This window comes from Micromonospora sp. NPDC049836, from assembly GCF_044465125.1.
Classification (GTDB): Bacteria; Actinomycetota; Actinomycetes; order Mycobacteriales; family Micromonosporaceae; genus Micromonospora.
The window spans coordinates 212,064-235,133 of sequence record NZ_JBITLH010000005.1; the positions used below are offsets into that span (position 1 = coordinate 212,064).

Here is a 23,070-nt window from a genome sequence, read left to right on the forward strand (position 1 = left end):
AGGTGTAGGAGGGCCCACCAGGGGCAACTGCACCCACCATGGGAGCAGCGGTCAGGGGCGGCGCGCAGCTGCTGGGTGAGCGGTACCGGTTGGTCGAGCAGCTCGGTGCCGGTGGCATGTCGGTGGTCTGGCGCGGTTACGACGAGGTGCTCGGCCGTCAGGTGGCGATCAAGGTGCTCGCCTCGCGGCTCGCCAGCGACAAGGCGTTCCGGCACCGGATCCGGATCGAGGCGCAGGCCGCCGCGCGGCTCTGCCACCCCAACATCACCAACGTGTACGACTACGGCGAGTCCGAGCAGGTCGGCCTGACCGTGCCGTACGTGGTGATGGAGCTGGTGGACGGCGGTCCGCTGAGCGCTCGGCTGGGGCGCGGCGGGCAACTGCCCTGGCGGGAGGCGGTGACCATCGGCGCGGAGGTGACCTCGGCGCTGGCCACCGCGCACGCCCGGGGGGTGGTCCACCGGGACGTCACGCCGAACAACGTGATGCTCACCCCGACCGGGGTGAAGGTCGTCGACTTCGGCATCTCGGCGCTGGTGGGGGAGAGCGAGAAGGGCCCGGACGGCGCCCTGCTCGGCACGCCCGCCTACCTGGCGCCGGAGCGGCTGGACGACGGCCAGGTCTCCCCGGCCACCGACGTGTACGCGGTCGGTCTGCTGCTGTACCGGATGCTCACCGGCCGGCTGCCCTGGCAGGCCAGCACCACCACCCAGATGCTGCGGGCGCACATGTACACCGAGCCGGACCCGATGCCGGCGGTGGTGGGGCTGCCCGATCAGGTCGCCGAGCTGGTCCGGCGCTGCCTGGCCAAGCGCCCGGAGGACCGTCCGGCGACCGCCGAGGTGGCCCGTACGCTCGCCGAGGCGGCGGGGATCGCGGCGATCGTGCCGGTCTCCCCGGCGCTCGGCCAGTTCGACCCGGCGCTGCTGGAGAACGCCGGCACCACGATCCTGCCCTGGTCGACGGCGACCGACGCGCTGCCGTTCTCGGCCGTACGCACCCGCAATCGCCGGGCCGCGTCCCGGCGCCGCCGGGTGGAGGCCGGGGTGGCCGCCGCCGGCCTGGTCGCGGTCACCGCCACGCTTTGGGGGCTGACCTCGAAGAGCCCGGCCAGCGGCGGGGTGGAGCCGACCGAGGCGCGGATGGCGCTGCCGGAGCCGACCCCGTGCGCCGTCGACTATGTGCTGCGGCGGGACACCGGCAAGGACTTCACCGCCGACCTGACCCTCACCAACACTGGGAAGCGGGAGCTGCGGGACTGGACGATGAGCTTCACGTTCCCCGGCAAGCAGACGGTGACGAAGGCCCAGCCGGCGGTCCGGCAGCAGGGGCGGACCGTGCTGTTCCAGCCGCCCGCCGCGGAGGCCGCGCTGGCTCCCGGCGCGTCGAAGAAGGTCTCGCTGAGCGGGACGTACACCGGGGTGAACCAGTTGCCGGTGGAGTTCAAGGTCGGCGCTGAGACCTGCGGCGTGCAGGTCGCCGGGGTGGCCGGCTCGGCACCGACCACGGTGCCGGCCGTGAAGGCCCCCGCCAAGGCGCCGACCGTCAAGACGCCGCCGAAGGCCGCCGCCCCGAAGGGCGGGTCGCACCCCAAGCCCGAGAAGCCCCGCAAGCCGAAGGAGGACCCGAAGGGAAAAGCAAAGTGAAGCAACCGAAGGGCGGTGATCACGGGGCCAAGGGCAGGAAGTGACGCTCAGCCGAGCGCGGTGACGTTCAGCCGAGCGCGGCGAAGCGCTGCACCCGCTCGATGCCGCCCTCCACGATGAGCACACTGTCCGGCTGGAGCACGGTGTCCGGCGCGGCGTAGCGGAACGGCTCGCCGGGCAGCTTCGCGCCCACCACCGACACCCCGTACCGCTCCATCGGGGACAGCTCGCGCAGCGACCGGCCGACCAGCGGCCGGGGCACCCGGACCTTGGCGATCGCGAAGTCGTCGCCGAACTCGATGAAGTCCAGCATCCTGCTGACGATCAGGTGCGCCACCCGGTCGGCGGTCTCCGCCTCGGGGAAGATCACGTGGTGTGCGCCCACCGAGTGGAGAATCTTGGCGTGCTTCTCCGAGGTGGCGCGCGCCCAGATCTGCGGCACCTGCAACGTGACGAGGGCCAGCACGGTGAGCACGCTCGCCTCGACCGAGGCGCCGATGGCGACCAGCACCCGCCGGAAGCTCGCGATGCCGAGTTGGCGCAGCACGTTCTCCTCGGTGGTGTCCGCCTGCACCACCCGGTCCAGCCGGCCGGCCCAGTGCTGCACGCGATCCTGGTCGTGGTCGACGGCCAGCACGTCGTGGCCGAGTTGCAGTAGCGAGTTGGCCAGCCGGGCACCGAACCGGCCCAGCCCGATCACCACGACGCCGCTGTCGTCCGTGCGCCTAGCCGACAATGGGTTGCTCCTCCGGGTAGCGGTACAAACGCCGACGGGTGTTCAACGCGATGGCGGAGCCCAGGGTGAGGGGGCCGACCCGGCCGATGAACATGAGCACGATCAGCACGTACTGGCCGGGCCGGGACAGGTCGGGGGCGAGGCCGGTGGAGAGGCCGGTGGTGCTGAACGCCGACGTCACCTCGAAGACCGCGGTGAGGCTGCGCAGGTTGTCGGCGAGCAGGATCAGGGCGATCGTGCCGATGACGACCAGCGCCACGCTGAGCAGCGCGACGGTCAGCGCCTGTCGTTGGCTGGCCGTGGCGACCCGCCGGCCGCTCACCGTCACGTCCGGTTCGCCGCGCAGCTCGGCCCAGATCACGAAGCCGAGCAGGAAGAACGTGGAGACCTTGATGCCGCCGGCGGTGCTGGCGCTGCCTCCGCCGATGAACATCAGCACGATGAACAGCGGGTACGTCTCCTCTCGGAGGTTCTCGATGTTGATCACGTCGAAGCCGCCGGTGCGGCTCAGCGCGATCTGGGTGAACGAGGCGAGCAGCTTGCCCGGCGCGTCGTAGGTGCCGATGGTCGCCGGGTTGGTCCACTCGGCCAGCAGCAGGAAGCCGAACCCGAGCAGCAGCAGCGCCACGGTGCCCCAGATGGTCAGCTTGGTGGCCACCGTCCAGCCGATCGGCCGACGCCGCTCCCGGACCGCCTCGAAGAGCGACGGGAAGCCGAGCCCGCCGATGATCGCACCGAGGGCCAGCGGCAGCGCCACCCACGGATCGCGGGAGAAGGCGAGCAGGCCGTCGGAGTAGAGCGTGAAACCGCCGTTGTTGAACGCCTGGATGGCGTGGAACGCGGCCGTCCAGATCGCCACCCGCAGCGGGTAGTGGTAGGTCAGCCAGAGCCGGGCGGCGATGGTCGCGGTCATCACGGCCTCGCAGACGAAGACCGTGCTGGCGATCCGGGCCAGCAGCCAGCCGACGTCGCCGATGCCGAACTCGGCGGTCTCGGCCTGCACGAGCAGCCGGTTGCGCAACCCGAGCTGCCGGGAGACGGCCAGGATCACCAGCGCCGCGATGGACAGGATGCCCAGGCCACCGAGCTGGGTGAGCACGGTGATCATGGCCAGCCCGAACGGGTTCCAGTAGTTCGGGGTGTCGTTGACGGCCAACCCGGTGACGGAGACCGCAGAGGTCGAGGTGAACAGCGCCGTGACGAACGGGGTGTACTCCTGCTTGCTGGTGGCCGCGGGCAGCATCAGCAGCCCGGTGCCGAGCAGGATCGCCGCCAGGAACCCGAACGGCACCAGCCGTACCGGGTTCCGGAGCAGGCGGCGCATCTGGTCATCTTCCGTCCGGAGATTCACCGGCAGGTCCGGAACCGAGCAACTGCCGGCACTGCCCGCGCCGCCCGGGGTCAGGGCTGGAGCACGTAGCGACCGCGTACCCCGCCCTTGGCCATGGCCCGGTGGGCGTCGGCGACCCGGTCCAGCGGCAGGACCGTGTGCACCCGCGCCGGCAGTTCGCCGGAGGCGGTACGGGCGAGCAGGTCGCCCAGCCGCGGGCCGTCCGGCCGGGTGACCACCACGCCGACGGTGATCCCGCGTTCGGCGGCCGGCACGGCGTTCGGCCGGACGCCGACGAAGGCGCCGCCGTCACGGACCAGGGCCAGCGCCCGCTCCTGCAGCACCCCCGCATCGGCGACCGCGTCCCAGCCCGGCTCCGGGCGGGTGGTGAAGTCGGCGCCGAGGCTGCGGACGAACTCCTCGTCCTGGGCTCGGGCCAGCCCGGTCACCTGCCAGCCGCGGTCCTGCGCGAGCGAGGTCAGGTACCCGCCGACCGCGCCGGCCGCCCCGGTCACCAGCAGCCGGTTCCCGCCGGTGGGCGCGTCGCCGAGCAGGTCGACGAGCTGCGCCGCGGCCAGCCCGTTGAGCGGTACCGTCGACGCCGCGACCAGGTCCAGCCCGGCGGGCACGACGGCGAGGTCGGCGGCCGGCACGACGAGCTGCTCGGCGTACGTGCCGAAGTCGCGGTCGAACCCGACCACCACGCCGGCGACCCGGGTACCGACGGCCAGGTCCACGCCGGGACCGCCGGCGACGACGACACCGGCGAAGTCCCAGCCAAGGCCGGTGCGCTCGGGCTGGTTGATCAGCCCCAGGGTGTGGAAGAACCCGCCCGCGACGCCGAGGTCGACGGGGTTGACCGGCGCGGCGGCGATCTCAACCCGGACCTCGCCGGGGCCGGGCGCGACGACGGGAACGTCGATGATCTCGATGGAGTCGGGACCGCCCGGGGTACGGACGACGGCGGTGCGGAAGGTGGCCATGGTCGATCTGCTCCTCGCGGCTTGTCGGCAACGGTCGTGCTGCGTCTACGATGGATGGGTAACTCTCCATCGGGAAGAACCCACCTCGAAGTGCGTAAGCCACCACCGGGTAGGAAGGAGCGGCCGTGCCGACGCTCACCGCGGCCCAGCAGCGGGCGCAGGCGCAGGCGGACTACGACGCGTTCCTGGCCGGCTGCCCCAGTCGCCAGCTGCTCGACCGGATCTCCGACAAGTGGGTCGCGCTGATCCTGGCCGCGCTCGGCGGCGACGGCCCGCACCGGTCCGGGGCGGACGGTGGTGGTGAGCCGCGCGCGATGCGCTACTCGGAGTTGGCCCGCCGGCTGGCCGGGGTCAGCCAGAAGATGCTCACCCAGACGCTGCGCTCCCTCGAGCGCGACGGCCTGGTCACCCGCACCGTGACCGCGACCGTGCCGGTCACCGTCAGGTACGAGCTGACCGACCTCGGTCTCTCACTGCACCAGCTCATGCGCGGCGTCAAGGAGTGGGCCGAGGCGCACATGGACGAGGTGCACGCCAACCGCGAGAGTTACGACGCCCGCGTCGGCTGAGCGCCGATCGCGGCCGGATCGGCTGGCCGATCGCGATGATAGGCCGCCTCGTGGCGCACCTGCCGGCGCCGACCAGCCCGACACCGCGTGCTCCGCGCGGAGCTGCCTCGCGTGTTGCGGCACGTCGGGCCTACGCGGGATGCGCGGCCTCGCGTGTTGCGGCACATCGGGCCTACCCGGGACCGGGATGCCGCGAATCGCCGCACGTCACGCGCCAGTCGCGGTTCTGCGGCGACGGCAGGGTCCTGCTTGCTGCCTTTCGACCTGAGATCAGAAACGACTCACCAGTGCCCAGTTTGGCGGTGGCGCTGGCTGTGGGAGGCCGAGATTGGCGGGTGCGTGAGTCGTTTGTGACGTCAGCTCCACAGGCGGCGGGGACTAATGCCCCGGCCGCTCGGCGACGTAGGTGCCACGGCCCGGCTGGCCGGTGATCAGCTCGCGATCGTGCAGCAGCGACATCGCGCGGTAGGCGGTGTTCATGTGGACGCCGTAGGCCTCGGCCAGCTCCCGTGTGGAGGGCAGCTTGTCGCCGGGCTTCAGCTCGCCGCTCTTGATCTTCGCGGCGAGGTCGTTGGCGATCGTGCGGTAGGGCGCTTCGGCTGTGGGCATGGTGAGGACTCCGGTTGGTTCGGCGAGTTCGATCCTGCCCTACTTGCACAAGTAACTGCAATAAGTTGCGACACGTCGAAGGCGGGGGTCGACCACAACCAGATACTGGTGTAGGTTTCCTCTGTCCGGCTCCGGTTGGTTCGGCAAACCTCGGGGTCGGGCATCTGCTGGGCTCCGGGGACGTCGCCGAGGCGGGCTGCGGTCGCGGGGCCGGCGGACCGTCCCGCGTCCCCGGCGCGTCCGCGGGCCGCCGTCCCGCGTCCCCGGGACGCGGGATGGACCGCCTTTCCGACGTCCAAAATCCTGGGGGTGGTCGTGCGTAACGTGCTCAACCTGTTCCGGCCGTCCCGGCGACGGGGCAAGGGGCGGCCGCCGAACGAGGGCTGGTACCGCTCGGAAGCGTGTCGGCCACTGAGCGTGGGGCAGGTCCGCGAGCGGCGGTTCCGTACCGTCCGGCGCGGGCTGGACCCGGTGGAGGTGCACGCCTTTCTCTACCGGGTCGCCGGTGACCTGGCGCTGGCCCGGCGCGACGCGGCCCGCTACGCCGAGGAAAACACGCGCATCAAGCGAGCGCTCAAGAGCTGGCAGTCCCGGTTCACGCCGGGGGCGTACCGGTGAGCCGGGAGCGGTTCGTCGTACACCTGCCGGTGCTCGCGGCCGACCTGGACGGGGCCCGCCGCCTGGCCCGGGTGATCTGCCGTGCGCTCGGCTTCCTCGCTGACGTCGAACGGCTCGGCACGACCGTGTCGGCCGAGGACGCGCAGGGCGTACGCCACTGGGTCTGGTGTGACCGGTTGCTCGGCGGCGGGCGACGGTGCGCGCTGCCGGTCGACCACGACGGCGGGTGCGGTCCGCGCGGTGCCGGCTGGTCGGGCTCCTTCGATGGCTCGCCGCGACACAACGGCCGTCCGGTCGATGGGGCCGACGACCACCGGACGTGAGGGAGGTATCCACCGGCCGGGGGCTGCTGTAACGTCGGGCCACCCCACCCTGGTTACTTGTGTGTTTCGGCCACATAGCCCGTGGGTGACGTCACTTCTAGCGTGAGCCGTCACATGACAATCCCCCTGTCCCCACCTGGAGTCGCAATGACGATCCGGCACACGCGACGGGTGTTCCTTTCCGCCGCCACGATGATGGCGGCCGCGCTCGCCGCCACCGCCTGTGGCAGCCCGCAGGACACCGCCTCCGGCGGCGGCGACGCCGCACCGGTCAAGGTCGGCCTGGTCTACTCCCAGTCCGGCCCGCTGGCCAGCTACGGCAAGCAGTACATCGACGGCTTCCGGGCCGGCCTCGACTTCGCCACCAAGGGCACCGGCAAGGTCGGCGACCGCAAGGTCGAGGTGACCGAGGTCGACGACGCGGGCGACCCGGCGAAGGCGGTCTCCGCGGCGAAGGACCTGATCGGCAAGGGCACGAAGATCATCGCCGGTTCCACCTCCTCGGGCGTGGCCCTCCAGGTCGCCCCGATCGCCGCGCAGAACAAGGTGCTGTTCATCTCCGGGCCGGCGGCCACCGACGCGGTGACCGGGGCCAACAAGTACACGTTCCGGTCGGGCCGGCAGTCGTACCAGGACGTGCTGACCGCGAAGTCCTTCATCGGCGACGCCAAGGGCAAGAAGGTCGTGGTCTTCGCCCAGGACGGCGCCTTCGGTGACGCGAACGAGGCCGCCGTCAAGGCCGTCATCGGCGGCGCCGGCGCGACCGTCAGCAGCGTCCGGGCCCCGGCCAGCGCGACCGAGTTCACCCCGTTCGCCAGCCAGATCAAGGCGGCCAAGCCCGACCTGCTCTTCGTCGCCTGGGCCGGCACCACCGCCCCGGCCATGTGGCAGACCCTCGACCAGCAGGGCGTGCTCGCCTCCACCACGGTGGTCACCGGCCTCGACATCCGGGCCTCCTGGCCCACCTTCGGCGCGGCCGGCAGCAAGATCTCCTTCCTGTCGCACTACTTCGACGGGGCCAGCGACACCGAGGCCAGCAAGGCGCTGAAGGCCAAGGTCGGCACGCTCGACCTGTTCCACCCGGACGGCTTCGCCGCCGCCCAGATGGTGGTGCGCGCCGTGCAGGAGGGCGGCGACGACGTGGAGAAGATGATCAAGGCGCTGGAGGGCTGGCAGTTCGAGGGCGTCAAGGGCCAGATGAGCATCCGGGCCGCGGACCACGCCCTGCTCCAGCCGATGTACCAGGCCAAGCTCAGCGGCAGCGGCACCACCTACACGGCCACCGCGCAGAAGACCCTGACCGGCGACGAGGCCGCGCCGCCGGCCGGCCAGATGAAGGGCTGACCCGTGCTCGCCACCCGCGGTCTGACCTGGCGGATCGGTGAGGTCGCCATCGTCGACTCCGTCTACCTCGATCTCGCGCCCGGGGAGTTCCTCGGCGTGATCGGGCCCAACGGCGCCGGCAAGACCTCGCTGTTCAACCTGATCACCGGGCTGCGCCGGCCCACCGACGGACGGATCCTGCTGGACGGGGAGGACATCACCGACCTCCCCCCGCACCGGCGGGCCCGCCTCGGGCTCGGGCGCACCTTCCAGGCGTCCTCGGTCTTCGGATCGCTGACGGTCCGGGAGAACGTCCGGCTCGCCGTACAGGCGCACCGGGGTGGCTCGATGAAGCTGTGGCGGCGGCCGACCGGGAGGTGGCCGCCGCCGCCGACGCGGCGCTCGACCGGGTCGGCCTGCACCACCGGGGTACGGCGCTCGCCGGCACCCTGGCCCACGGCGAGAAGCGGAAGCTGGAGATCGCGCTGCTGCTCGCCGGGGAACCCCGGGTCATGCTGCTGGACGAGCCGATGGCCGGGGTCAGCGCCGAGGACGTGCCCGAGCTGGTCAGCGTGATCAGGTCGCTGACCGGCGACAGCGGCCGTGCGGTGCTCATGGTGGAGCACCACATGGACGTGATCCTGGAACTCGCCGACCGGATCGCCGTGATGCACCACGGCGCGCTGCTGGCCTGCGACACCCCGGACACGGTGATGGCCAACGCCACCGTGCAGGAGGCGTACCTGGGGGAATCGCTGTGAACGCGAGGAGTGCGCCGGTGCTGCGAGCCCCGCAGTCGCGAACGGAGATGGCCCTGTGAGTGAACCCGTACTCGACGTGCGCGACCTGTCCGTGCGGATCGCCGGCCTGCACATCCTGCAGGGCGTGTCGTTCGCCGTCGCGCCCACCGGGGTGACCGTGCTGCTCGGCCGCAACGGCGTCGGCAAGACCACCACGCTGCGCGCGATCGTCGGCCTCACGCCGCGCAACGGGGAGGTGCGGGGCACCGTCCGGATGGGCGCGCAGGACCTGCTGGCCCGCCCCACCCACCGGCTGGTCCGTGGCGGCCTCGGCTACGTGCCGGAGGACCGCTGCGTCTTCGCCGGACTCACCGTCGCGGAGAACCTGCGGCTCGCCGAACGGCGGGGCAGCACCCCGGCGTACGACAAGGTCTTCGCGCTCTTCCCCGAGCTGGACCGGCGCGGACGGCAACGGGCCGGCTCGCTCTCCGGCGGGCAGCAGCAGATGCTCGCGATCGGCCGGGTGCTGCTCAACGACAACCGGCTGCTGCTGATCGACGAGCCGACCAAGGGGTTGGCGCCGAAGGTGGTGACCGAGGTGGCCGAGGTGCTGGAACGGGTGGCCGAGTCCGTGCCGGTGCTGCTGGTCGAGCAGAACCTCGCCGTGGTGCGCCGGCTGGCGCGCGACGCCGTGGTGCTCTCCGCCGGCCAGGTGGCCTGGACGGGCGACGCCCAGGAACTGCTGCTGGAGACCGCCCTGACCAAGTCCCTGCTCGGCGTCGGCTCCGAGGCGCCGGTGGGCGCGCGGAGCGAGCCGGGTCCGCCCGCCGCGCAGGCGCGAACGAAGGGTGACGCGGCATGAACACGGTGATCCTGCTGACCCTGACCGGGCTCGGCCTGGCGGCGCTCTACTTCCTGGTCGCCTCCGGCCTGTCCCTGGTCTTCGGCCTCGCCGACGTGCTCAACTTCGCCCACGGCCTGTTCCTGGGCGTCGGGGCGTACGCCACCTGGTGGGCGGCGGGCAACCTGCCCGGCGCCGGCTCGGACGGCTTCGGTTTCGTGGTGGCGGTCGCCTTCGGCGTGCTCGCCGGTGCGCTCGTCGCGGTGCTGGTGGAACTGGTGCTGATCCGGCCGCTCTACTCCCGCACCATCGAGCAGGTGCTGGTCACCGTCGGCCTGTCGCTGGCCGGGGTGGCGCTGCTCCAGGCCACCTGGGGTGCGGACCCGCGCACCTTCCCGCGGCCCGGCTGGACCCGGAACGTCACCTCGGTGCTCGGCGCCAACGTGCCGAACGCCGGCCTGCTGCTGATCGTCGCCGCCGTGCTGGTGCTCGCCGGGCTGCTCGCCTTCCTCCAGTTCACCCGGTACGGCCTGATCATCCGGGCCGGCGTGGAGAACCGGGAGATGGTCACCGCGCTCGGCATCGACGTGCGCAAGGCGTTCACCCTGGTCTTCGCCATCGGCGGGGCGGCCGCCGCGCTGGCCGGCGCGCTCGGCGGCGTCTACTTCGGCACCGTCTCGCCCGGCCAGGGCGGCTCGCTGCTGATCTTCGCGTTCATCGTGGTGGTGATCGGCGGGATGGGCTCGGTGGTCGGCTCCGCGTACGCGGCGGTCGCGGTCGGGCTGCTGCAACAGTTCGTCAACTACTACGGCACCTCCGGGCTCGGTGACGTCTGCGTGGTCGGCCTGCTCGCCGTGGTGCTGCTGCTGCGTCCGCAGGGCCTGGCCGGAAAGGTGGCTCACGCATGACCGAGGTGACGAGTCCCGAGGTTGCCGCGCCGCCCGCGCGGGTGCCCGACGAGCTGACCCCCGGGCATGCCCGCTGGCACGGGCTGCGCCCGTACGCGCCGCTGGTGGCGCTGCTGGTGGCGGCGATCCTGCCGTACTCGACGGTCAACCTGCCGGGCATCTTCGAGGGGCCGCTGAACTCCCCGGGCACCCTGCAACTGCTCGCCATCTGCCTGGTCTTCGGCGGCCTGGCCGCCGGCTACGACCTGCTCTTCGGCCGCACCGGCATGCTCTCCTTCGGGCACGCCCTCTACTTCGCCGCCGGCGTGTACGGCACCGACATCCTGGTCACCCGGGCCGGGCTGCCGCTGTGGCAGGCGGGGCTGCTCACCGTCACCGGCGGGACGATCCTCGCGGCGCTGCTCGGCGCGGTGGCGCTGCGCACCGTCGGCATCGCGTTCGCCATGGTGACGCTCGCCTTCGCCCAGGTCGGGGCCATTCTGGTGGCCCGGGACTTCGGCGGGCTCACCGGCGGCGAGGAAGGGCTGCCGCTGGACGTCTCCGGCCTGCCGGCGGCCCTGGTGGGGGTCACCAACACGGTGAACCTGTACTGGCTGGCGCTGGCGTACCTGGCCCTGGTGGTCTTCGTGGTGCACCGGGTGAGCGGCTCGCCGACCGGGCGGGTGCTGGCCGGGCTGCGCGACGACGAGCGGCGGATCGGCGTGCTCGGGCTGGACCCGTACCGGTTCAAGCTGGTCGCCTTCACCCTCTCCGGCGGCCTGGCCGCGGCGGGCGGGGTGGTCTACTGCCTGATCGTCGGCGGCGCCAGCCCGCACATCACCTCCTCCGAGCTGACCCTGTCGCTGCTGGTCATGGTGGTGCTGGGCGGGCCCGGCACCCGCTGGGGCCCGGTGCTGGGCGGTGTCCTGTACATGTACCTGGACCACCGGCTCACCGCCTTCGGCAGCAGCGACGCGGTGAACAGCCTGCCGGCGTTCCTCAGCCACCCGCTGTCCCAGCCGCTGTTCGTCCTCGGCACCGTCTTCATCCTGGCGGTGTACTTCTTCCCCGGCGGCCTGGCCAGCCTCCGCACCCGCCTGCACCCCCTGCTGACCGCCCTCCGCCGCCGCTGACCCCCCCGCCCGCCCGCCACTGCCCGAGTTGATCAAGGAGTCTGCGTCGGCAATCCGCCGTAGGATGACGCACATTCCTTGATCAAGACGGGCCGCGCGCCGGCGGGCGCGAGGCGGGCTGCTGGAGGGGTCGTGGGGCAGAGCAGGTTCGCGGTTGTCAGCGGGGGCGGGACCGGGATCGGGGCCGCGGTCGCGCGGGGACTCGTCGCTGACGGGTACGACGTGCTGATCGTCGGCCGGCGCACGGAGGTGCTGCTGGCCGCCGCGGAACGGATCGGGGCGGAATCCGGGCGGCCCGAGGCGGTCAGCGCGGTGACCGCCGACCTGACCGATCCGGCGCAGCTCGCCGCCGTCGTCGAGGCGGTCGGGGAACGGACCGTCGACGCCGTGGTCAACAACGCCGGCGGCTACCTGGCCGGGCCGACCGACACCCTGACCGACGTGGCCACCTGGTGGCGGGCCAACCTGGACGCCAACGTGCTCACCGCCGTGCTGCTCACCGAGGCGCTGCTGCCCGCCCTGCGCCGCCCCGGCGGGCGGGTGCTGCTGATCAGCTCGATCGCCGCCCAGCGGGGCGGGGCCGGGCCGTACTCGGCGGCGAAGGCGGCGCTGCACGGCTGGGCGTACGACCTGGCCGGGCAGCTCGGCCCGGACCAGATCACGGTCAACGTGGTCAGCCCCGGCTACGTCGCCGAGACCGAGTTCTTCGGTGACCGGATGACCTCGGAGGGGCACGCCAAGCGGGTCGCCGCCACCCTGGTCGGCCGCGCCGGCGTACCGGACGACATCGCCGCCGCGGTCCGCTACCTGGTCAGCCCCGCCGCCGGCTACGTCACCGGCCAGGTCCTCGGCGTCAACGGCGGCTCGGTCCTCGGCCGCTGACCCGCCGGAGACGCTCCGCGACGTGCTGCTCCTCCTGCCGCCCGCCCGGCCCGCGTGCGCCCGGCCGCCGGCCGGACGCCTGGTAGAAATGCCGGATGAGCCAGGATCGGACAGCCGTACGGGAGCGGGCCGAGGCGGTGCTGCGGCGGCTGGCCGGTGAGCACGCCCGGCTCCGCGAGGACCAGTGGCGGGCCATCGAGGCGCTGGTGGTGGACCGCCGCCGGGTGCTCTGCGTGCAGCGCACCGGGTGGGGCAAGTCGGCGGTCTACTTCGTCGCCACCGCCCTGCTGCGCGACCAGACCGAGCCAGCCGGCCCCACGGTGATCGTCTCGCCGCTGCTGGCGCTGATGCGCAACCAGGTCGAGTCGGCGGCCCGGGCCGGCATCCGGGCCCGCACCATCAACTCGGCCAACCTCGACGAGTGGGACGAGATCACCGCCGAGATCCACGCCGGCGCGGTGGACGTGCTGCTGATCAGCCCGGAACGCCTCAACAACCCGGACTTCCGGGACGGCGTGCTGCCGAAGCTGGCCGCCACCACCGGCCTGCTGGTGGTCGACGAGGCGCACTGCGTCTCCGACTGGGGGCACGACTTCCGGCCGGACTACCGGCGGCTGCGCACCTTCCTCGGCAACCTGCCCCAGCGGACGCCCGTGCTGGCCACCACGGCCACCGCCAACGCCCGGGTCACCCAGGACGTCGCCGAGCAACTCGGTGACGCGCTCGTGCTGCGCGGCACCCTGGACCGGGAGTCACTGCGGCTGGCCGTGCTCGACCTGCCCAGCCCGGCGCACCGGCTGGCCTGGCTCGCCGACCACCTGGACGGGCTCCCCGGCTCCGGGATCATCTACACGCTGACCGTGGCGGCGGCCGGCGAGACGGCCGAGTTCCTGCGCGCCCGGGGCTGGTCGGTCGCCGCCTACACCGGGCAGGCCGAGGACGCGGACCGGCGGGCGGCCGAGCAGGACCTGCTCGACAACAAGATCAAGGCGCTGGTCGCCACCAGCGCCCTCGGCATGGGCTTCGACAAGCCCGACCTCGGCTTCGTGGTGCACCTCGGCGCCCCGCCGTCGCCGATCGCCTACTACCAGCAGGTCGGCCGGGCCGGGCGGGCGGTCGAGCACGCCGAGGTGCTGCTCCTGCCCGGCGCCGAGGACGCGGCCATCTGGCGGTACTTCGCCTCGCTCGCCTTCCCGCCCGAGGAGCAGGTCCGCGCCGTGCTGGCCGCGCTGCACCCGGACCGGCCGATCTCCACCCAGGCCCTCGAACCGATCGTCGACCTGCGCCGGGCCCGGCTCGAGCTGATGCTCAAGGTGCTCGACGTCGACGGCGCGGTCCGCCGGGTGCGTGGCGGCTGGCTCGCCACCGGCGAGCCGTGGGTCTATGACCAGGCCCGGTTGCGCCGCGTCGCCGAGGCGCGCACCGCCGAGCAGCAGGCCATGCGGGAGTACGCGACCACCACCGGCTGCCGGCTGCGCTACCTGCGGGAGTGCCTGGACGACGCCGACGCGGCGGACTGCGGGCGGTGTGACACCTGCGCCGGCCCGCTCTTCACCGCCGAGGTGTCCGACGCCGCGCTGACCGCCGCGCAGACCTTCCTCGGCCGGCCCGGGGTGGTGGTGCCGCCGAAGAAGCTCTGGCCGACCGGGCTCGACGCGGTCGGCGTACCCCTGAAGGGCCGCATCCCCCCGGCGGAGCAGGCGCTGCCCGGGCGGGCCGTGGGGCGGCTCTCCGACCTGGGCTGGGGCGGGCGGCTGCGCGGCCTGGTCGGGCCGGACGCCCCGGACGCCCCGGTGCCGGACGACGTGGCGGCGGCGGTGGTCGAGGTGCTGAAGGCGTGGGCGCACGGCGACGACCCCTGGCCGCGCCGCCCGGCCGGGGTGGTCGCCGTCGGGTCGCGCGCCCGGCCGGCGCTGGTCGGCTCGCTCGCCGAGCGGATCGCCGCCGTGGGCCGGCTGCCGCTGCTCGGCCAGGTGGTCCCGACCGGCCCGTCGCCGGCCGGCGGGCCGCGCGGCAACAGCGCGCAGCGGGTACGCGCCCTGCACGACGCCTTCGCCGTGCCCGCCGAGTTGGCGGACGCCCTGGCCGGGCTGGGCGGGCCGGTGCTGCTCGTCGACGACCTGGTCGACTCGGGCTGGACGATGGCCATGGTGGCCCGGCTGCTGCGCCGGGCCGGCGCTCCGGAGGTGCTGCCGCTGGCGCTCGCGGTGGCCGGCTGATCCGTGACCGGCTGATCCGTAACCGGCTGATCCGCGGCCGGCTGAGCCGTCGCCCGCTGATCCGTCGCCGGACGGGCGGCGGAAGTTCCCGGGCCGGCCGGATTGCGAGCGCCGCCACCGTCACGGACCGTCCGCGGGTCGGCACGGCGGGGGCCGGTACCGTGGGTCCCATGACCGAGCAGCGACCCGTCGTCCAGACGTACGCCGTCACCGGAATGACCTGCGAGCACTGCGTACGGGCGGTCACCGCGGAACTCTCCGCCCTGCCCGGGGTGGAGGAGGTCCGGATCGACCTGGCCGCCGGCACCGCCACGGTCACCAGCGGCGAACCGCTGCCCGTCGAGTCCGTCCGGGCCGCCGTCGACGAGGCCGGCTACGACCTGGCCGGCGGCATTGCCTGAGCCGTCGCCCAGCGCACCCGACGCGCCCCTCGGGGTGGACCGGGGCACGCTGCGGCTCGCGCTGGTGGTGGGCGGGCTGGTGCTCGCGGTGCTGCTCGGCTTCGGCCTCGGCCGGCTGAACCCGCCGCCGACCGCCGCGTCCGGCGCGGCCGGCGCCGCCCCGGCGAGCGCGGGGCACACCCATCCGCCGGGCACCGGCGCGCACTCCCACGACGGGGCCGACGTCACGCAGGCCGGCGGCGCGGACGCCGGGGGACTCTCGGTCAGCGCGGGCGGCTACACGCTGACCCCGTCGACCGTGCGGTTCGTCCCCGGCCGGGCCGGGGAACTGCGCTTCCAGATCCGGGACGAGCGGCGGCGGCCGGCCACCCGGTTCGCGATCGTGCACGAGAAGCCGATGCACCTGATCGTGGTGCGCCGCGACCTCACCGGCTTCCAGCACCTGCACCCGACGATGGCCGCGGACGGCACCTGGTCGGTGCCGCTGACCCTGCCCGAGGCCGGGGTGTGGCGGATGTACGCCGACTTCACCGTGGTCGCCGACGACGGCCGGCAGACCGCCGCCACGCTCGGCGCCGACCTGGCCGCGCCCGGCCCGTACGCGCCCCGGCCGCTGCCCGCCCCGGCCACCTCGGCCACGGTCGACGGGTTCACCGTCGGGTACGACGGCACACCCCGGGCGGGGGAGACCCTGCCGGTGCGGTTCACCGTGCGCGGCGCGACCGGCCCCGCGCCGCTGGAGCCCTACCTCGGCTCGTACGGCCACCTGGTCGCGGTGCGCGAGGGCGACCTCGGCTACCTGCACGTGCACCCCGGGCCGCAGGCCGAGCCGGGCAGCGTGACGTTCTGGATGACCGCGCCGGGGCCGGGTCGCTACCGGATGTTCCTCGACTTCCAGGTGGGCGGCGTGGTGCGGACCGCCGCGTTCACCCTGACCGTCGACTGAGGGCTCAGCCGGCCCGGCGCACCGGGCGGCGGGCCAGGTAGCGGAGCAGGTCCCGGATGTGGTGCTTCTCCTCCGCGGGCACCGTCGGGTCGGCGAGTCGTTCCAGGATCACCCGCACGTCCGCCTCCACCGGCGCGTCGTCGCCCCGGCGGCGGGGGACGTGACCGGCGTCGGGCAGGCCCAGGGCCCGGAACGCCGCCGCCACCGGCAGGTCCAGCGCGGCGCAGAAGCCGCGCACCTTGGCCAGCTCGGGGTAGTCCTGCCAGTCACCGGCCAGCCAGCGGAACACCGTGGAGCGCCCCACGCCGGTGTGCGTGGCCAGGTCGGTGACCGTCCAGCCGCGCTCCTCGCGGGCGTCGTCGATCGCGCGCCGGACGAACCGCGCGAAGGCCATCTGCGGTGAAACCTCTGCGGACCCCATCCTTTCGGGTCTTCCCCTTCCGCGGGCGCACTCGACTCTGCGCATCGAGGGTAGTACGGCCGGGCCCGGAAACAACTGACTGATCGGTCGGAAGGTCCCGTGACCGGGACTCGATCCGCCGCTCCGGCCGTACGCGGCGGGCGGCGCCGGGCCGGTCCGGCGCGGTCAGGCCGGCGAGTCGGGGCGCGGGGCGCCAACCGGGGCGGGCCGGTCCGGTGCCGTCAGGCCGGCGAGTCGGGGCGCGGGGCGCCAACCGAGGCGGGCCGGTCCGGGGCGGTCAGGCCCGGCGGGTCGGCGAGCAGGGTCGCCAACCGGGGCGCGACGCCCCACTGACCGACCAGGTCCCGGTACTCGGCGCGCTGCGCGTCGGTCGGCGCGGTCCCGGTCAGCCGGGCTCGGATCAGCAGGTTGCGCGGGGTGTGCCGGGAATCGACGAACTCCACCACCTCGGCCCGGTAGCCGTGCAGCCGCAGCAGGCCGGCCCGCAGCGCGTCGGTCAGCACGTCCGCGAACCGCTCCCGCAGGATGCCCTGCCGGGTGAGCAGGTCGTACGGCTCGGGCGCGGGCCGGGACCGCAACTGGGCCGCGAGATCGTGGTGGCAGCAGGGGGCGGCGAGCACCCACCGGGCGCCCCACCGTACGGCGCGGGCCAGCGCCTCGTCGGTGGCGGTGTCGCAGGCGTGCAGCGCCAGCACCAGATCCGGGGCGGGCTCGACCACCGCGTCGGCGATGGTGCCGGCCACGAAGCGCACCCGCTCGGCCCAGCCCAGCCGCCCGGCCAGTTCGCTGTTGCGCCGGCGCTGGTCCTCGCGGACGTCCACCCCGACCAGGTCGACGTCCAGCCCGCGCCCGGTCAGGAACCGGTACGCGGCGAAGGTCAGGTACGCGTTCCCGCAGCCCAGGTCGACCACCCGGAGCGGCCCGGTCAGGTCGTCCGGCAGGGTGGCGGCGAGCGCGCGCAGGAAGGCGTCCACCTGGCGGCGCTTGGCCGCCGAGCCGCCGATCTCGGCGAAGAGCGGGTCGCCCGGGTCGAGCAGCCAGTCCTTGGCCCGGTCGTGGCCGCCGGGTTCCGGCGCGGGCCGGCTGGCCGCCGCGCGGTGCACCTGCGCCTCGCCGGACTTGGTGACCCGCAGTTGGAGCGTGGCGTCGGCCGTCTCCACGTGCCAGTTGCCGAACGGCTCGGCGAGCAGCGCGTCGACCGCCGCGCCGGCCTCCGCGCCCGGCGCCACGTTCCGGGTGTACGGGCGGGCGCCGTCGGAGGTGGAGATCTGGAGCCGGGGGCCGGCCTTGAGGGTGACCGGCCGCAGTTCGGCCCGGACCACGGTGGGCCGCAGCCCGCGTCGCCGGCCGGCGGCGACCGCGCGGGTCAGGGCGGGGTCGAGCAGCAGCGCCCGCACCTCGGCGAGGGCGGCGTCCAACGGTTCCGGCATCACTCGATCTTTCTCGTCGTGGCGGGCGGCGGCGCGGGCTGCGGAGAACGGGCGTTTCCGGCGGTGGATCACCCGGGACGGACGACGGCCCCCGGACCGGAGTCCGAGGGCCGTCACCTGTCGCTTGTCAGTCGGCGGTCGCCTCGGCCGGCGTACCGCTGCCCGATCCGCTGCCACCACGACGGCGCCGGCGGCGGCGCGGCTTCGGCACCGACTCGCCCTCGACGGCCGACGCGGCCGGCTCGGCACCGCCGTCGTTGGAGATCACCGCGGTCGGCTCGCCGGCGACCGCCTCGCCCGCCCGGCGGCGCCGCCGCCGACGCGGGGTGCGCTCGCCCTCGGCGGTCTCGGCACCGTTGGCCTCGGCCGGCGCCGCGGGCGCATCGCCAGCCCGACCCCGGCGCGGCTCCCGGCCCCGGCTGTCGCCGCGCCGCCCGCCACGCTCACCGCGGTCGCGCTCACCGCGCCGCGACCGGCCGCCGAGGTCCTCCTCGACCTCCGCGGCGAGCCCGGCCCGGGTCCGCTCGGCGGTCGGCAGGGTGCCGCTGATCTCGCGCGAGATGTCCAGGTCGGTGTAGAGGTGCGGGGAGGTGTGGTACGTCTCCGGCGGCTCGGGCATGTCGAGACCGAGGGTCTTGTCGATGATCCGCCAGCGGGGCATGTCGTCCCAGTCGACGAAGGTCACCGCGACACCCGTTGCCCCGGCCCGGCCGGTGCGGCCGATCCGGTGGGTGTAGGTGTCCTGGTCCTCGGGGCAGTCGTAGTTGATGACGTGGGTGACGCCGGTGACGTCGATGCCCCGGGCCGCCACGTCGGTGGCGACCAGCGTGTCGATCTTGCCGGCCCGGAACGCCCGCAGCGCCCGCTCCCGGGCGCCCTGGCCCAGGTCGCCGTGGACGGCGGCGACCGCGAAGCCGCGGAAGTCGAGGTCCTCGGCGACCCGGTCGGCGGCCCGCTTGGTCCGGGTGAAGATCATGGTCAGCCCTCGCCCCTCCGCCTGGAGGATCCGCGCCACGATCTCGACCTTGTTCATCGAGTGGGTGCGGTAGGCGAGCTGCGTGGTCTGCGGCGACGGGCCGGTCTCGGCGGTGTGCCCGGCGTGGATCGTCACCGGCCGGCGCAGGAAGCGCCGGGACAGGGCCACGATCGGGTCCGGCATGGTGGCCGAGAAGAGCATGGTCTGGCGGTCCTCCGGGAGCATCGCCAGGATCTTCTCGACGTCGTCGAGGAAGCCCAGGTCGAGCATCCGGTCGGCCTCGTCGAGCACCAGCGCGCGCACCCGGTCCAGCCGCAGGTGCTTCTGCTTCTGCAGGTCCAGCAGCCGACCCGGGGTGCCGACCAGGATCTCGACGCCCTTGCGCAGCGCCTCGACCTGCGGCTCGTACGCCACACCGCCGTAGATCGGCAGCACCCGGACGCCCCGGGTGCGGCCCGCGGCGTCGAGGTCCTTGGCGACCTGGAGGCCCAGCTCGCGGGTGGGGACGACGACCAGTGCCTGGGGCACGCCGTCGCTGCCCTCGGCCGGGGCGAAGACCCGCTCCAGGAGCGGGATGCCGAAGCCGAGGGTCTTGCCGGTGCCGGTCGGCGCCTGGCCGATCAGGTCGACGCCGCGCAGCCCGATCGGCAGCGCGTACTCCTGGATGGCGAAGGCGCGGGTGATGCCGGCGGCGGCCAGGGCCTCGACGGTCTCCGGGCGGGCGCCGAGCGCGGCGAATGTGGGGGCCTCCGGACGGACCGGAGCGGTGGGGGCCAGTGGCTGGCCTTCAGTCTGCTCACTCATCTGGATGTGGGGGTGCCCTCTCGTGGTGCGCCCCTCATGTCCTCAGGGCGCGTTCGGTATGGCGCGGGCCACACGGTCGGGGGCGGTACGCCGAGCCGGACCGGGCCGCACGCGCGCCGGGGACCGGCGGTGACCAGCTCAGCTGGTCGGATCGGTGCCCACGGCAACTGTCTCATCCTACCTGAACCACCCCTGGGCAGTCCTCATTCCGGGTGAGCGGGCGGCGTCCGGGGGTGACAGATGTGACCTGGACCACAGATCATCCGGGCGGTAGCCTGCCCTCGTGCCCGCCCCCGACCCCGCCGCGGTCGACCTGCTCGGCCTCGTGGCGTACGGCGAACTGCTCGCCTTCGACCGGCTCGCCGCCGACGCCCGGCTCGCCCCCGACCTGCGTCGACGGGCCGCGCTCAGCGAGCTGGCCGCCGCCGGGATCGCCCACTACCGGTGGATCACCGACCGGATCGCCGCGCTCGGCGCCACGCCCGAGGACGCCGTGGCCCCGTACGCCGAGGCGCTGGAGGCGTACCACGACTCGACCGAGCCGCGGGACTGGCTGGAGGCGGTGACGAAGGCGTACGTGGGGGACGCGATCACCGACGACTTCCTGCGGGAGATCGCCGACGGGCTGGACGGGCCGGAGCGGCGGCTCGTCCTCGACGTCCTGCACGACACCCGGTACGCCGAGTTCGCGGCCGCCGAGATCCGCGCCGGCATCGCCGCCGACCCCCGGGTCGCCAACCGGCTCTCGATGTGGGCCCGGCGGCTGCTCGGCGAGGCGCTGTCGCAGGCCGGACGGGTGGCCGCCGCCGACCGGGGCGCGCTCACCGCGCTGATCGCCCGCCGGGAAGGCGTGGACGTGCCCGGGCTGTTCCGGCGGATCACCGACGCGCACACCGCGCGGATGACCGCCGCGGGGCTGAACAACTGAGGCCCGGTGGCGCCGTCCCCGGCCGGTGCGAGGACCCCTGGCGCGGGGCCGTGGCGCCGTGGCGGGTCACCCCGCCACGGCCACCTGGCAGGGAATCAGCGGACGGTGAACCCGACCGCGCGGGGCGAGGACTCCGCGATCTCGACGTAGGCGACCTTGCCGACCGGCACGATGACCCGACGGCCCTTCTCGTCGGTCAGGGAGAGGCTGCCCTCACCCTTGGCGAGAGCGTCGGTCACGATCTGCTCGATCTCGGCCGGCGACTGCGCGCTCTCCAGGACCAGCTCCCGCGGCGCGTACTGCACGCCGATCTTGACCTCCACTGTGCCTCCTCAACTGGGGCGAAAGTGCCGCCGTGGGAAGGCTATCCGATCTGGCGGCGCCATGTTCAGGCTGACTCACCTTGCAGCGGGAAGCTGGCGATACCCCGCCAGGACAGGGCCGCGACCAGCGCCTCCGCCTCGGCCTTCGGCACCTGCCGGCCGCCGGCCAGCCAGAACTGCGCGGCCGTCTCCGCCGCCCCCACCAGACCCGAGGCGAGCAGCTCGGCGTGCGCCCGGCTCACGCCGGTGTCCGAGATGATGGTGTCGGTGATCGCGGCGATGCAGCCCTGCTCGACCCGCTCCACCCGCTGCCGGACGGCCGGGTCGTTGCGCAGGTCCGACTCGAAGACCAGCCGGAACGCCTCGCTCTCGTGGTCGACGAAGTCGAAGTAGGCGCGCACCGCGGCGCCGACCCGCTCCTTGTTGTCGTTGGTGCCGCGCATCGCGTCGTGCACCTTGGCCACGATGGCGTCGCAGTGCGTGTCCAGCAGCGCCAGGTACAGCTCCATCTTGCCCGGGAAGTGCTGGTACAGCACGGGCTTGGAGACTCCCGCCCGCTCGGCGATGTCGTCCATCGCCGCGGCGTGGTAGCCCTGCGCGACGAACACCTCCTGCGCCGCCGCGAGCAACTGCTTGCGGCGAGCCGAGCGGGGCAGCCGGGTGGGCCGGCCGGTGGTCTGCGCACCGTTCCCCACAGCGGTCATGGGATCCTCCGAGTTCCTAGTACGAGCCGGCACTTATCACCCGAACCGGTCGGGGTAGGTGAACCCGTCCCGGAATTGGCCCGCCGCTGTAACTTATCGCCACTGTCACCACACGGTAGCCTCAGCGGGGGCGACCAAGGAGCGCACGGTGAGTGAATCAGGGCAACCCGGAGCCCCCACCCCGGGAGAGCACGGCGACGGGACGGGTCGGCAGGACGACCTGGCCCGTACCGGCAGCGGGTGGGCGCCCCCGGCGACCGGCTGGGCCCGGGGCGCGGACGCGCCCGGCGGCTGGCCCCGGTCCGAGCCCGCCACCGGCTGGGCCGCCTCCTCACCCCGCTACGGCGATCTTCCGGCCCCACTGCCGGCCCTGCCCGTCGAGGAGCCGTCGGTCCGGGTCAACGGCCGACACGTCAACGGCGTGCCGCACGCCGGGGAGGAATCGCCCGTGGCCCGCCAGGCACCGGTGAGTGCCCCACCCGTCGACCCGCCGCACCGGGAGACCGACCGGCCGGTCGTGCCGGCCCAGCGGCCGGCGCCCGGGATGGAGCAGCCGGCCGCCGACGCGGAGTCCGGGCCGGCCCGGCACGCCTCCGACGAGCCGCCGGCCGGGCGCTGGGCCGACGGCGGTGTCCCGTCCTCCGCGCCGCCGGCCCTCCAGGTGCCGCCGGTCGGCGCGGCCGCCAGCGGATTCGAGGTGCCGCCCGGCTTCCACGCCCCGGCCGTCGACCGGTCCGCCGAGCAACCACCGTCGCTCTCCCGGGGCTGGGCCGACCGGCCCCCGACCGAGCCGCCATCGCTCTCCGCCGGATGGGCCGGGCGGCCGTCCTCCGCGCCCCCGGCCGAGCCGGACCGGTCCGCTCGGCCGTCGTCCGCGCCGCCGGCCGAACCGGAGCATCCGGTGTCCCCGGCCGCCCAGGGTTGGGGCGACCGCCCGCCGCCCGCCCAGCCGCGCTGGGCCGACCGCACCACCCCGCCGGGACCCGACCCGACCCCGGCCGGCCCGCCGCGCGGCACCGCCGACGAGCAGCGCACCGGCCCGGCTGCCGAGCAGCCGGCCGGCCCGCCCGGTGCACCGGACTGGGCCGCGCCGAGCTGGAACCAGCCGAGCAGGAGCGGGGCCTGGGCGCCGCCGTGGGGCCGGCCGGACACGGTCAGCGGCCACCGGGGCGGCGCCGAGCCCGGACCGGCCGCGCTCCGCGCCGTCGGCGAGGAGCAGCAGCCGGGCGCCCGGGAAGCCGACGCGGCGACGGGCCGGGAGGACGGCCCGGCCGCCCGCCGCGCCCGCGACGAGTGGG

Annotated in this window: 22 protein-coding genes and 2 pseudogenes; 15 read left to right on the plus strand and 9 right to left on the minus strand. The window is 74.2% G+C overall.

The window, feature by feature from the left end:
* The first annotated feature begins 38 nt into the window (after positions 1-38).
* Positions 39-1,646, plus strand: coding sequence for a protein kinase (locus ACIBPB_RS15600; protein ID WP_396840289.1), 1,608 nt, complete (start codon positions 39-41; stop codon positions 1,644-1,646).
* Positions 1,647-1,713: 67 nt separating this feature from the next.
* Here ACIBPB_RS15600 and ACIBPB_RS15605 read toward each other — a convergent pair whose 3' ends face one another.
* From ACIBPB_RS15605 to ACIBPB_RS15615, 3 genes are all read right to left on the minus strand, one after another.
* Positions 1,714-2,382 (minus strand): potassium channel family protein, encoded by a 669-nt coding sequence (locus tag ACIBPB_RS15605; RefSeq protein ID WP_396840290.1) that lies wholly within the window; start codon positions 2,380-2,382, stop codon positions 1,714-1,716.
* Positions 2,372-3,706 (minus strand): TrkH family potassium uptake protein, encoded by a 1,335-nt coding sequence (locus ACIBPB_RS15610; RefSeq protein WP_396840291.1) that lies wholly within the window; start codon positions 3,704-3,706, stop codon positions 2,372-2,374. Before ACIBPB_RS15610 ends, ACIBPB_RS15605 begins: the two co-directional genes overlap by 11 nt.
* 77 nt (positions 3,707-3,783) lie before the next feature.
* On the minus strand, positions 3,784-4,695 hold the full coding sequence (locus ACIBPB_RS15615) for an NADP-dependent oxidoreductase (protein WP_396840292.1): 912 nt from the start codon (positions 4,693-4,695) through the stop codon (positions 3,784-3,786).
* Positions 4,696-4,820: 125 nt separating this feature from the next.
* Between ACIBPB_RS15615 and ACIBPB_RS15620 the strand changes: the two genes are divergently transcribed.
* Positions 4,821-5,264: a winged helix-turn-helix transcriptional regulator gene (locus ACIBPB_RS15620; RefSeq protein ID WP_396840293.1), complete on the plus strand. Its 444-nt coding sequence runs from the start codon at positions 4,821-4,823 to the stop codon at positions 5,262-5,264.
* Between the two features lie 378 nt (positions 5,265-5,642).
* Here the strand turns inward: ACIBPB_RS15620 and ACIBPB_RS15625 are convergent, their stop codons facing one another.
* Complete coding sequence (locus ACIBPB_RS15625) at positions 5,643-5,873, minus strand: winged helix-turn-helix domain-containing protein (RefSeq protein ID WP_396840294.1); 231 nt, start codon at positions 5,871-5,873, stop codon at positions 5,643-5,645.
* A 309-nt stretch (positions 5,874-6,182) separates the two neighbouring features.
* Here ACIBPB_RS15625 and ACIBPB_RS15630 point away from each other — a divergent pair, with 309 nt between their 5' ends.
* From ACIBPB_RS15630 to ACIBPB_RS15685, 12 genes and pseudogenes are all read left to right on the plus strand, one after another.
* Positions 6,183-6,491, plus strand: a complete 309-nt coding sequence (locus tag ACIBPB_RS15630) for a DivIVA domain-containing protein (protein WP_396840295.1) — start codon at positions 6,183-6,185, stop codon at positions 6,489-6,491.
* Positions 6,488-6,730, plus strand: a pseudogene (locus ACIBPB_RS15635) (hypothetical protein); the annotation flags it as partial. The gene ACIBPB_RS15630 and the pseudogene ACIBPB_RS15635, both read left to right, overlap by 4 nt.
* Positions 6,731-6,961: 231 nt before the next feature.
* Positions 6,962-8,158 carry a substrate-binding domain-containing protein gene (locus ACIBPB_RS15640; protein WP_396840296.1) on the plus strand — a complete coding sequence of 399 codons (1,197 nt, stop codon included), beginning with the start codon at positions 6,962-6,964 and terminating at the stop codon, positions 8,156-8,158.
* A 96-nt stretch (positions 8,159-8,254) separates the two neighbouring features.
* A pseudogene (locus ACIBPB_RS15645) lies at positions 8,255-8,404 on the plus strand (ATP-binding cassette domain-containing protein); the annotation flags it as partial.
* Between the two features lie 89 nt (positions 8,405-8,493).
* Positions 8,494-8,898 carry an ATP-binding cassette domain-containing protein gene (locus ACIBPB_RS15650; protein ID WP_396840297.1) on the plus strand — a complete coding sequence of 135 codons (405 nt, stop codon included), beginning with the start codon at positions 8,494-8,496 and terminating at the stop codon, positions 8,896-8,898.
* Between the two features lie 55 nt (positions 8,899-8,953).
* Positions 8,954-9,739 carry an ABC transporter ATP-binding protein gene (locus ACIBPB_RS15655; protein ID WP_396840298.1) on the plus strand — a complete coding sequence of 262 codons (786 nt, stop codon included), beginning with the start codon at positions 8,954-8,956 and terminating at the stop codon, positions 9,737-9,739.
* Positions 9,736-10,626, plus strand: a complete 891-nt coding sequence (locus tag ACIBPB_RS15660) for a branched-chain amino acid ABC transporter permease (protein WP_396840299.1) — start codon at positions 9,736-9,738, stop codon at positions 10,624-10,626. Before ACIBPB_RS15655 ends, ACIBPB_RS15660 begins: the two co-directional genes overlap by 4 nt.
* A complete protein-coding gene (locus ACIBPB_RS15665; protein ID WP_357324194.1) occupies positions 10,623-11,738 on the plus strand; it encodes a branched-chain amino acid ABC transporter permease in 1,116 nt (371 codons plus the stop codon). Before ACIBPB_RS15660 ends, ACIBPB_RS15665 begins: the two co-directional genes overlap by 4 nt.
* A 132-nt stretch (positions 11,739-11,870) precedes the next feature.
* Positions 11,871-12,620: an SDR family NAD(P)-dependent oxidoreductase gene (locus ACIBPB_RS15670; RefSeq protein ID WP_396840300.1), complete on the plus strand. Its 750-nt coding sequence runs from the start codon at positions 11,871-11,873 to the stop codon at positions 12,618-12,620.
* A 95-nt stretch (positions 12,621-12,715) separates the two neighbouring features.
* Positions 12,716-14,839: a RecQ family ATP-dependent DNA helicase gene (locus ACIBPB_RS15675; protein WP_396840301.1), complete on the plus strand. Its 2,124-nt coding sequence runs from the start codon at positions 12,716-12,718 to the stop codon at positions 14,837-14,839.
* A 170-nt stretch (positions 14,840-15,009) separates the two neighbouring features.
* Positions 15,010-15,240 (plus strand): heavy metal-associated domain-containing protein, encoded by a 231-nt coding sequence (locus tag ACIBPB_RS15680; RefSeq protein ID WP_357324203.1) that lies wholly within the window; start codon positions 15,010-15,012, stop codon positions 15,238-15,240.
* Entirely contained in the window at positions 15,233-16,186 is a 954-nt protein-coding gene (locus ACIBPB_RS15685) for a hypothetical protein (RefSeq protein ID WP_396840302.1), read from the plus strand. Before ACIBPB_RS15680 ends, ACIBPB_RS15685 begins: the two co-directional genes overlap by 8 nt.
* A gap of 4 nt (positions 16,187-16,190) precedes the next feature.
* On the opposite strand, the gene ACIBPB_RS15690 is transcribed toward ACIBPB_RS15685, so the two are convergent.
* From ACIBPB_RS15690 to ACIBPB_RS15700, 3 genes are all read right to left on the minus strand, one after another.
* Positions 16,191-16,607, minus strand: a complete 417-nt coding sequence (locus ACIBPB_RS15690) for a helix-turn-helix domain-containing protein (protein WP_046562998.1) — start codon at positions 16,605-16,607, stop codon at positions 16,191-16,193.
* 221 nt (positions 16,608-16,828) lie between these two features.
* On the minus strand, positions 16,829-18,037 hold the full coding sequence (locus ACIBPB_RS15695) for a class I SAM-dependent methyltransferase (protein ID WP_396840303.1): 1,209 nt from the start codon (positions 18,035-18,037) through the stop codon (positions 16,829-16,831).
* 127 nt (positions 18,038-18,164) lie between these two features.
* Positions 18,165-19,817, minus strand: coding sequence for a DEAD/DEAH box helicase (locus ACIBPB_RS15700; RefSeq protein ID WP_396840304.1), 1,653 nt, complete (start codon positions 19,815-19,817; stop codon positions 18,165-18,167).
* Positions 19,818-20,100: 283 nt separating this feature from the next.
* Here ACIBPB_RS15700 and ACIBPB_RS15705 point away from each other — a divergent pair, with 283 nt between their 5' ends.
* Positions 20,101-20,745 (plus strand): ferritin-like fold-containing protein, encoded by a 645-nt coding sequence (locus ACIBPB_RS15705; protein WP_396840306.1) that lies wholly within the window; start codon positions 20,101-20,103, stop codon positions 20,743-20,745.
* A 95-nt stretch (positions 20,746-20,840) separates the two neighbouring features.
* Here the strand turns inward: ACIBPB_RS15705 and ACIBPB_RS15710 are convergent, their stop codons facing one another.
* Both ACIBPB_RS15710 and ACIBPB_RS15715 read right to left on the minus strand, forming a co-directional pair.
* Positions 20,841-21,068, minus strand: coding sequence for a DUF3107 domain-containing protein (locus ACIBPB_RS15710; RefSeq protein ID WP_357324220.1), 228 nt, complete (start codon positions 21,066-21,068; stop codon positions 20,841-20,843).
* A 65-nt stretch (positions 21,069-21,133) separates the two neighbouring features.
* Positions 21,134-21,772: a TetR/AcrR family transcriptional regulator gene (locus tag ACIBPB_RS15715; protein ID WP_046563003.1), complete on the minus strand. Its 639-nt coding sequence runs from the start codon at positions 21,770-21,772 to the stop codon at positions 21,134-21,136.
* Positions 21,773-23,070 lie beyond the last annotated feature (1,298 nt).